At 72.6% G+C, this 9116-nt stretch carries 9 protein-coding genes; 5 read left to right on the forward strand and 4 right to left on the reverse strand.

Features of this window, described 5'->3' with window-relative positions:
* Positions 1–149 precede the first annotated feature (149 nt).
* The 3 genes from AC13HU_RS23845 (at position 150) to AC13HU_RS23855 (ending at position 2069) form a co-directional block, all read left to right on the forward strand.
* Positions 150–767, forward strand: coding sequence for a 50S ribosomal protein L25/general stress protein Ctc (locus AC13HU_RS23845; protein WP_483043984.1), 618 nt, complete (start codon positions 150–152; stop codon positions 765–767).
* 143 nt (positions 768–910) lie between these two features.
* Positions 911–1504 carry an aminoacyl-tRNA hydrolase gene (pth, locus tag AC13HU_RS23850; RefSeq protein WP_483043985.1) on the forward strand — a complete coding sequence of 198 codons (594 nt, stop codon included), beginning with the start codon at positions 911–913 and terminating at the stop codon, positions 1502–1504.
* 73 nt (positions 1505–1577) lie between these two features.
* The gene (locus AC13HU_RS23855) at positions 1578–2069 is read left to right on the forward strand and encodes a hypothetical protein (protein ID WP_483043986.1); all 492 of its coding nucleotides are present in this window, start codon (positions 1578–1580) and stop codon (positions 2067–2069) included.
* Positions 2070–2242: 173 nt separating this feature from the next.
* Here the strand turns inward: AC13HU_RS23855 and AC13HU_RS23860 are convergent, their stop codons facing one another.
* Complete coding sequence (locus AC13HU_RS23860; protein WP_483043987.1) at positions 2243–2608, reverse strand: VOC family protein; 366 nt, start codon at positions 2606–2608, stop codon at positions 2243–2245.
* The gene (locus AC13HU_RS23865; protein ID WP_483043988.1) at positions 2605–3444 is read right to left on the reverse strand and encodes a trans-aconitate 2-methyltransferase; all 840 of its coding nucleotides are present in this window, start codon (positions 3442–3444) and stop codon (positions 2605–2607) included. The genes AC13HU_RS23860 and AC13HU_RS23865 overlap by 4 nt, the downstream gene beginning before the upstream one ends.
* Positions 3445–3576: 132 nt before the next feature.
* Between AC13HU_RS23865 and AC13HU_RS23870 the strand changes: the two genes are divergently transcribed.
* Positions 3577–4074: a MarR family winged helix-turn-helix transcriptional regulator gene (locus AC13HU_RS23870; RefSeq protein ID WP_483043989.1), complete on the forward strand. Its 498-nt coding sequence runs from the start codon at positions 3577–3579 to the stop codon at positions 4072–4074.
* On the opposite strand, the gene AC13HU_RS23875 is transcribed toward AC13HU_RS23870, so the two are convergent.
* Both AC13HU_RS23875 and ppc read right to left on the reverse strand, forming a co-directional pair.
* Positions 4042–4836, reverse strand: a complete 795-nt coding sequence (locus AC13HU_RS23875; RefSeq protein WP_483043990.1) for a LuxR C-terminal-related transcriptional regulator — start codon at positions 4834–4836, stop codon at positions 4042–4044. The genes AC13HU_RS23870 and AC13HU_RS23875 overlap by 33 nt on opposite strands.
* A 383-nt stretch (positions 4837–5219) precedes the next feature.
* On the reverse strand, positions 5220–7952 hold the full coding sequence (gene ppc, locus AC13HU_RS23880; RefSeq protein WP_483043991.1) for a phosphoenolpyruvate carboxylase: 2733 nt from the start codon (positions 7950–7952) through the stop codon (positions 5220–5222).
* Between the two features lie 198 nt (positions 7953–8150).
* On the opposite strand from ppc, the gene AC13HU_RS23885 reads away from it, so the two are divergent.
* On the forward strand, positions 8151–9116 hold a 966-nt coding region (locus AC13HU_RS23885; protein ID WP_483043992.1), incomplete at its 3' end, for a histidine kinase dimerization/phosphoacceptor domain-containing protein.

The raw sequence follows: 9116 nt of genomic DNA on the forward strand, positions 1-9116 counted from the left end.
TCCCACGGTTACGCTGTCGAGGTTGCTCGGCGAGGGAAGGGCCCGGACGTACGTCCGCAGCACCTCCGTTATCGACGCGCTCCTCGTGAAGGATCGGCCCGTCGCGGCCGGGCGACTGTACTGCCCACCATTACGAGGAGCCGATTCCCATGGCTGAAGTGAAGATCCCCGCCCAGGTACGCACCGAGTTCGGCAAGGGCGCCGCCCGCCGGGTGCGCCGCGCCAGCCTGGTCCCCGCGGTCGTGTACGGCCACGGTGCCGACCCGCGGCACGTCACGGTCCCCGGCCACGAGCTGCTGCTCGCGCTGCGCACCCCGAACGTGCTGATCTCGCTGGACATCGACGGCGCGTCCGAGCTGGTCATCCCCAAGGCGGTGCAGCGCGACCCGCTGAAGGGCTTCATCGAGCACATCGACCTGCTGTCCGTGAAGCGCGGCGAGAAGGTCACCGTCGAGGTCCCGGTCTCCGCCGAGGGTGAGCTGGCCCCGGGCGGCAACCTGCTGGAGCACGTGCTCAACACGCTGTCGGTCGAGGCCGAGGCGACGCACATCCCCGAGGCGTTCACGGTCTCCGTCGAGGGTCTGGAGGCGGGCGCGTCCATCCTGGCGAAGGACGTCGAGCTGCCGAAGGGCACCACGCTGGTCACCGAGGAGGACGCCGTGGTGATCCAGGTCGTCTCCGCGCAGGCCGAGGCCGAGGGGACCGGCGAGGGCGAGGGTGAGGGCGCCGCCGAGGCGCCTGTCGCGGGCGCCGCAGACGCGAGCTGAACCAGAACGCGCCGGCCGCCGTCGTACCCCCGGGGTGCGGCGGCGGTCGTTTGCGCGGTGCGGCGGCGCGTGTAAGGACCGCCGGCCAGGATGCGCGCCCCTTACGGTTCTACGGTGCACGGCGACTGCTATCGGAGACGTGGATGAGTGACAGCACAGGGCCCTGGATGGTGGTGGGCCTGGGCAACCCGGGGCCGGAGTACGCCGGCAACCGGCACAACATCGGCTTCATGGTGGCCGACCTGCTCGCCGAGCGGATGAGCGGGAAGTTCAAACGGGCCCACAAGGCGCAGGCACAGGTGGTCGAGGGCCGGATCGGCCCGCCCGGTCCGGCGAGCGCGCGGGTGGTGCTGGCCAAGCCGATGTCGTACATGAACCTGTCCGGCGGGCCGGTCACCGCGCTGAAGGAGTTCTACAAGGTGCCGACCGACCGGATCATCGCGGTCCACGACGAGTTGGACATAGACTTCCCCACCCTGCGGCTCAAGCTCGGCGGCGGCGACAACGGCCACAACGGGCTGAAGTCCATCACGAAGTCGCTCGGCGCCGACTACCTGCGGGTGCGGGCCGGGATCGGCCGGCCGCCCGGGCGGATGGACGTGGCGGCGTTCGTACTGAAGGACTTCTCCTCGGCCGAGCGCAAGGAACTGGAGTGGTTCGTGGACCGGGCCGCCGACGCCGTCGAGGCGCTGGTCACCGAGGGGCTGGAGCGGGCGCAGAGCAGCTACAACGGCTGACCGGCGTGGCTGCGACTGCCGCGCGGGGTCGGCAGGTTGACCCGGTGGCATGCGATGGCCAAAGATCGCCCGCATGGCAACTGGGAGCGGTGATCGCGGCGCCGCGCAGGCGGGCGGGCTGGTGCAGTTCGTCCGCGTGGTGGGTGTGGGCGCGGTGGCGGCGCTGATCCTGGTGTCCGGCGCATGGGGTTCGTGGCGCAACGCGCAGTACGTGGTGCTCGGCAAGGGCCACGACCACGGCACCGTACGGCTGGTGGCCTGCGGCGACACGGACTGCACCGGGCCGTTCAAGCCGCACGGCGACGCGCGGCCCCGTGCGAAGGTCACCGTCGACCTCCCGGTGCGCCACCACGTCGGGGACTCGGTGGGAGTGGTGCTCAAGCCCGGTACGGACACCGGTGTGCGCGACGGCATGGGCGGGCTGCTCTTCGGGTTCGTGCCCCTGGGCGGGGCGCTGCTGCTGGCGGCGGTCGTGGTCGCGCTGGGGCTGCGGCTGCCGCGCACCGCGTGGAGTCTGGCGGTGGCGGGCGGGGCGGTGCTGGGCGGTGCGTTCCTGACGTTGTGAGCCCGGCCCGCCGATGTGCGGCGAGCCGGGCTGATGGTCGTAGGAGCGATGGTCGTAGGAAGTGGCTGTCGTGGGAACGGTGGCCGTAGGAAGCGGCGATCGTACGGTTCGGTCCGGCGGTGGTCGTATGACCGGATCGTGCGACCGGATCGGACGATGGGCATACGGCCGGGTCAGATGGTGGTCGGCTCCAGGAACTCCAGCCGGTTGCCGACCGGGTCCTCGGAGTGGAAGCGCAGGTGGCCGGGCAGGTCGTAGTCCCATACGACCTTCGCACCCTTGGCCTGGAGTCCCTTCGCGAAGCCGTGGATGTCGTTGACGCGGATGCCCGGGTGGGCCTTGCGGGCCGGCCGGAACTCTTCTTGGATGCCCAAGTGCAGCACCGCGGTGCCGGCCGAGAACCAGCAGCCGCCGCGGCCGGCGAGCACCGGCGGCTTGGTCAGCTCGGCCATGCCGAGGACGCCGGTGTAGAACGCGCGCAGTTCGGGCTCGCTGCCGGGCGGCGCGGCGAGCTGGACGTGGTCGAGGCCGGTGATCATCGCGCACCACCCGCCGGCGCGGCCGCGGTGCGGGCGATCGCGAATATCCGGCGGAACGGGAAGACCGTGCCGTGCGGCCCGGCCGGGTACGCCTTGCGGAGCAGGTCGCGGTACTGCCCGACGAACTCCCGGGTGGCCACCGGGTCGCCCTCCAGCGCGGTGAGCACCGGGCGCAGCGCGGTGCCCTTCGTCCAGTCCAGCACCGGGTCCTCGCCCTGCAGCAGCTGGACGTAGGTGGACTCCCAGACGTCGACGCCGGTGCAGCCCAGCTCCGTCAGGCGCTCCAGGTAGGCGGCGGGGGAGAGGATGTGCACGTAGCGGCGGCCGTGGCCCTCCAGGCGGTCGCGCCAGCGCGGGGTGTCGCACAGCTCGGCGAGCAGGGCGTGGCTGGGCGCGGTGAAGTTGCCGGGCACCTGGAAGGCGAGCACACCGCCGGGGGTGATGTGTTCGAGCCAGGCCGGGAAGCGGTCGGCGTGCCCGGGCACCCATTGGAGTGCGGCGTTGGACACGATCAGGTCGAAGGGCTCGTCGGGGGTCCACACCGCCGCGTCGGCCCGCTGGAAGTCCAGTTCGCCGCCGCCGGAGGTGGGCCCGGCGTGCTCGCGCGCTGCGCCGAGCATGTCGGCCGAGCTGTCGTAGCCGGTGACGTGTGCGCCGGGCCAGCGGTCGGCGAGCAGCGCCGTGACGTTGCCCGGGCCGCAGCCGATGTCGGCGATCCGGGGCGAGTCGCCGCCGGGCAGTTCGGTGATCCGGGTGAGGAGGTCGAGGAAGGGGCGGGTGCGATGGGTGGCGTGCCGGAGATACTGGTGCGGGTCCCACGTCGGCGCTGCTGGCATCGTTCGTACTCCCTGGGTGCTACGGAGTCGGCGAAAACGGAGGGCGAAGTTCTACCCTCTGCTTTCAGCCTGCTCCCAGGGATATCTTGATGTCAAGAGACTTCATGTCGACAGACCTACTACACTGATCGCATGGAGGACGAGGTCGACCGGCTGGTCGCTGCATGGCGCCGAGAGCGCCCCGACCTCGACGTGGAGCCGCTTGAGGTGCTCAGCCGGGTCAGCAGGCTCGCCCGGCACCTGGACCGGGCCCGGCGGATCGCCTTCGCCGAGCACGGCCTGGAGCCGTGGGAGTTCGACGTGCTGACCGCGCTGCGCCGGGCCGGCGAGCCGTATCAGCTCTCACCCGGCCAACTCCTCACCCAGACTCTCGTCACCTCCGGGACCATGACCAACCGGATCGACCGGCTCGCCAAGAAGCGGCTGGTGGAGCGGCAGCCCGACCCCAGCGACCGGCGCGGGGTGCTGGTCCGGCTCACTCCGCAGGGCCAGGACCGCGCCGACCAGTCACTGGCCGGGCTGCTCGCCCAGGAGCGGTCCATCCTGGGCGAGCTGACCGACCGGCAGCGCACCGAACTGGCCGGGCTGCTACGGCAGCTAACCGCGCCGTTCGACAACGTCCCCGGCTGACGGCAGCAGTTCCACCGGGCCCACCCCGGCCCGCCGGGCCAGCGCGACCGCCGCGAGCGTGGAGTGCACCCCGAGCTTGCCCAGCACGTTCTGCATATGGGTGCGGACGGTGTGCGGGGACAGGAACAGCCGCTCCGCCACCGCCTTGCGGCCCAGCCCCGCCACCATGCAGCGCAGCACCTCCTGCTCGCGCGGCGTCAGCGACTCCACCAGCTGCTCGCTCTCGGTACGGTGCCGGCGCGCCGCGGTCAGCTCCCGCAGCACCCCGGTCAGCAGCGCCGGCGGCAGGTGCGTCTCGTCGCGCAGCACGCCGCGGACCACTGCGAGCAGCCGTGACAGCGAGCAGTCCTTCGCGACCCAGCCGGACGCGCCGGCCTGCAACGCCCGCGCGGCGCGCACCGGGTCGTCCCGCTCGGCGAGCACCACGGTCCGGGTGCTCGGGTAGGCGGCCCTGATCCGCTCCACCAGCGCGAGACCGTCGAGCACCGGGTCGCGTGGCTCCAGCGGGCGCGGATGCGGCAGCGCGGCCGGCGGCACCGCCGCGAGCGTCACCGGCCGGCGCGGCCCGACGCCGAGGTCGGCGTCGACCAGCAGGACGTCGTAGCGGCGCCCGTCCGCGGCCGCGCGGTCCAGGCAGCGCTGTGCGGCGGCGCCGCTGCCGGCGGCGGACACGTCGACGTCGGGCTCGGCCGCTAGTGCGGCCGCGAGCGACTCGGCGAAGATGCGATGGTCGTCGACGACGAGGACCCGGATGCGACCCACGGACACCACTCCCGATTCACGGCACTCCCCCAGTGGCGACGGGGCGTCCGCCTCGCTTGGAGCCCGGCATCCGGGCAGGGACCGCCGTCCTTGCCCAGGCGCCGGACCTCGTGCGTCTCGCCCCCTGATGAACGCCGGCCCCCACCAGCGTCGTGGAAAAAGAGTAGGGGCTCGGCCGGGTAATGGAGCCTTCTTGGGCGAAGTTCTCGGCCGGGATTTTACCGACGTACGCCGCCGGTGGGCAGGGCGCCGCCGCTGGTGGCGGACCTGGAGCGGAACCGCCCGCTCGATTTCCCGTGCGATTCCCGAGCGATTTCCGCGCGGCCCCCACGCGCTTCCCCGCGCCCCGTCGGTGGCGGCGCGGGGAAGCACGTATGCGGCCGTCAGCCGGTGTTGCGCAGACCCGCGGCCACGCCGTTGACCGTCAGCAGCAGGGCGCGGGCCAGCAGCGGGTCCGGGTCCTCACCGCGGGCGGCCGCCTCGCGTTGCCGGGCGAGCAGGGTCACCTGGAGGTAGGAGATCGGGTCGAGGTACTGGTCGCGGATGTGGAAGGTCTGCGCCAGCACCGGGCTGGCGGCGAGCAGTTCGGACTCGCCGGTGATCCGCAGCACCTCGCGCACGGTCAGCTCGTGCTCCGCCTGGATCGTGGCGAAGACGTGCTTCAGCTCGTCGGGCACGAGGGTGTCGACGTAGTGGCGGGCGATCCGCAGGTCCGTCTTGGCCAGCGTCATCTCGACGTTGGACAGGAAGTTGCGGAAGAAGTGCCACTGGCCGTGCGCCTCTTCGATGACCGAGTCGAGGCCCGCCTCGCGCGCCGCCTTCAGGCCGGAGCCGACGCCGTACCAGCCGGGCACGATCTGCCGGGACTGGGTCCAGCCGAAGACCCACGGGATGGCCCGCAGGCCGTCCAGGCCCGCGCCGGAGTCCGGCCGGCGGGACGGGCGCGAGCCCAGGTGCAGCTCGCCGAGCTGGTCGACCGGGGTGGAGGCGAAGAAGTACGGCGGCAGGTCCGGGTCCTCGACCAGCTCGCGGTAGGCGCAGTGCGCGGCCTCGGAGATGATGTCCATCGCCGAGTCCCAGCGCGCCAGCGCCTCGTCGGACTGCCGCGGCGCGGTGTGCAGCGCGGACGCCTGGAGGGTGGCCGCGACCGTCAGTTCGAGGTTCTCCCGGGCCAGCGAGGGGATCAGGTACTTGTCCGAGATCACCTCGCCCTGCTCGGTCACCTTGATCTCGCCCTCCAAGGTGCCCCACGGCTGCGCGAGGATCGCGGTGTGCGAGGGGCCGCCGCCGCGGCCGACGGTGCCGCCGCGGCCGTGGAAGAGCCGCAGCCGCACCCCGTGCCGGTGCGCGACGTCGCGCAGCCGGCGCTGCGCGCGGTGGATCTCCCACTGCGAGGTGGTGATGCCGCCGAACTTCGAGGAGTCGGAGTAGCCGAGCATGACCTCCTGCACGTCGCCGCGCAGCGACACCAGCCGCCGGTAGGAGGGGTCGGAGAGCATCTCGTCGAGCAGCTTGTCGGCGATCTTCAGCTCGTCGGTGGTCTCCAGCAGCGGCACGATGCCGATCTTCGCGACCCCGGCGTGCAGGTCGATCAGCCCGGCCTCGCGGGCCAGCACCGCGGCGGCGAACACGTCGTCGGAGCCGAGGCACATGGAGATGATGTACGACTCCACGACCTCCGGGCCGAACCGCTCGAACGCCTCGCGGATGGTGTGGAAGACGCCGAGGGTCTTCGCACCCGCCGCGTCCAGCGGGGCCGGGCTCGGGGCCAGCGGGCGGCGCGAGCGCAGCTCCTTCGCGAGCAGCTTGCGGCGGTAGTCGCGCGGCATGTCGGCGTACCGCCAGGACTCCTCGCCGAGCCGGTCGAAGAGCTGGCCGAGCGCGTGGTGGTGCGCCTCGGCGTGCTCGCGCACGTCCATGGTGGCCAGTTGCAGGCCGAACGCGGCGAGCGTGCGGATCGTACGGTCGGTGCGGCCGTCGGCGATCAGACCGCCGCGGTGGGCGCGCAGCGAGTCCTGGATCAGCTGCAGGTCGGTCAGCAGCTCGGTGCTGCCCAGGTAGTCCCGGCCGGGGACGTGCAAAGTGCCGCCGGCCAGGCGTTCACGGGTGTTGACGAGCTTCTGCCGGACGCAGGTGGCCTTCAGCCGGTAGGGCTCCTCGGCGTTCAGCCGCTTGTAGCGGGGGCTGATCTCCGGCAGCGCCACCAGGTCGTTGGACAGGGAGTCCAGCAGCTCCTGGCTCGCGCCGGAGTTGCGGATGGAGTTGGACAGCGCGCCGCGCAGGAAGTCGACCAGCTCCAGGGCGTCGGTGATGCCGTGTTCGTGCTGGAGGATCAGCACGTCCCAGGTCACCTCGGGCGTGACGTTCGGGTTGCCGTCGCGGTCGCCGCCGATCCAGGTGCCGAAGGTCAGCGGGCGGGTCTGCGGCGGCAGCGGCACCCCGACCCGCTCCAGCTCCGCGGCCAGGTCCTCCAGGACGTCGCCGACCGCGCCGGCGTGCAGCTCGTCCAGGTAGTAGATCGCGTTGCGGGCCTCGTCGGCCGGCTCGGGGCGGACCACCCGCAGCTCGTCGGTCTGCCACAGCAGGTCGATGTTCTCGGCCAGCCGCAGGTCCGCGCGCCGCCGGTCGCCGGTGGAGAGCGGGGTCTCGTCCAGCAACTCGGCGATCCGGCGCAGCTTGTTCAGCACCGAGCGGCGGGCGGCCTCGGTGGGGTGCGCGGTGAAGACCGGCCGCACATTGAGGTTCTGCACGCTCTCGCGCACGTGCGCGGGGTCGCCGTCCTTGAGCAGATCGGCGGTCTGGGCGAGCAGGCTGCCCTCGGTGGCCCGGCGGGCCCGCAGGTCGCGGCCGCGGTGCACCTGCTCGGTGACGTTGGCCAGGTGGAAGTAGGTGGAGAAGGCGCGGACCAGCTTCGCCGCGGTCTCCAGGTCGGTCTCGCCCAGCAGGTCGGCGGCGGTCTCGCCGTCGCTGCGGGTCAGTGCGCGTACCTTCTCGACCAGGTCGAGGAGTTCCTGGCCCTCCTGCCGGACGAGGGTGCCGCCCAGCAGTTCGCCCAGGCGTCGGATGTCGGCTCGCAGGGCGGTGCTGCTGTCCGGTGGGGTGTCGGCGCTGCTCACAGGTGCGGCTCCTTGTGCAGTGGGATGGGCGACGGCTTGGGAGACGAGTGGGTACGAACTCGGGTACGGGGACTCGCGGACCGCGCTGTCCGACCGGTCCAGGATAGGTCGCGGCTCGCGCGGCGAGACGCCCGGCCCAGCAGGCGGACACCGGGATGGGCCGCTCCCGTGCTCCGCGTACCGCATACGCTGGACGTCATGAGTACGACGGGGGCGCGCGTACCGGACGAGGAGGCCGACGCGGCACAGGCGTGGTCCTGGTCCGGCCTGTGGTGGTGGACGAGGCGGCGAAGTGTCGCGCTGGACGTGTCGCTGGCGGCGGCATCGGCGCTGGAGGCGTCCTTCGAGGGCGCCACTTTCGCGGCGAAGATCGGCATCGTCAGCGGGCTGGGCGCGTTGGTCGGGCTGCTGGTGGGCGCGATGCTGGTGCTGCGCAGGCGTTGGCCGATCGCGGTGGTGCTGGTCGCGATCGCGGTCACCCCCGCGCAGACCGGCCTGATCTTGTCGGTGGTGGGCTTCTACACCCTGGCCGCGTCCGAGGTACCGCGTCGGCTGACGGCGCTGTTCGCCGGGATGAGCGGCCTGGGCACCATGCTCGTCGCCTTCGTGAGCATCGAGTCCAGCGTGCGGCACTCCAGCAGCCGGCTGGGGCTGCCGCTGGTGCTGGCCGTCTCGATCCTGGTCTCCTTCGGCCTCACCGCGCCGCCGGTGCTGTTCGGGCTGTACGTACGGGCCCGGCGCCGGCTGGTGGAGAGCCTACGGGATCGGGCCGACGGCCTGGAGCGCGAGTTGGAACTGCTGGCGGAGAAGGCACTGGAGCGGGCCGAGCGGGCCCGTGCGGCCGAGCGGGCCCGGATCGCCCGGGAGATGCACGACGTGGTCGCGCACCGGGTGAGCCTGATGGTCGTGCACGCGGCCGCGTTGAAGGCGGTGGCGCTGAAGGATCCGGCCAAGGCGTCGGCGAGCGCGGAGCTGCTGGGGGACATGGGGCGGCAGGCGCTCACCGAGCTGCGGGAGATGCTCGGGGTGCTGCGTTCGGCGTCAGGGACGGGGACGGGGGCCGGGGCGCCGCGGGCGAACGGCGCGGGCGGTGCGGCGCCGGGTGCGGTGGACCCGGCGGTCGCCGGCGCGGGGGCCGACCCCGGCGTCGACCCGGTGCCCGAG

This window comes from Streptomyces sp. NH27, assembly GCF_056859195.1.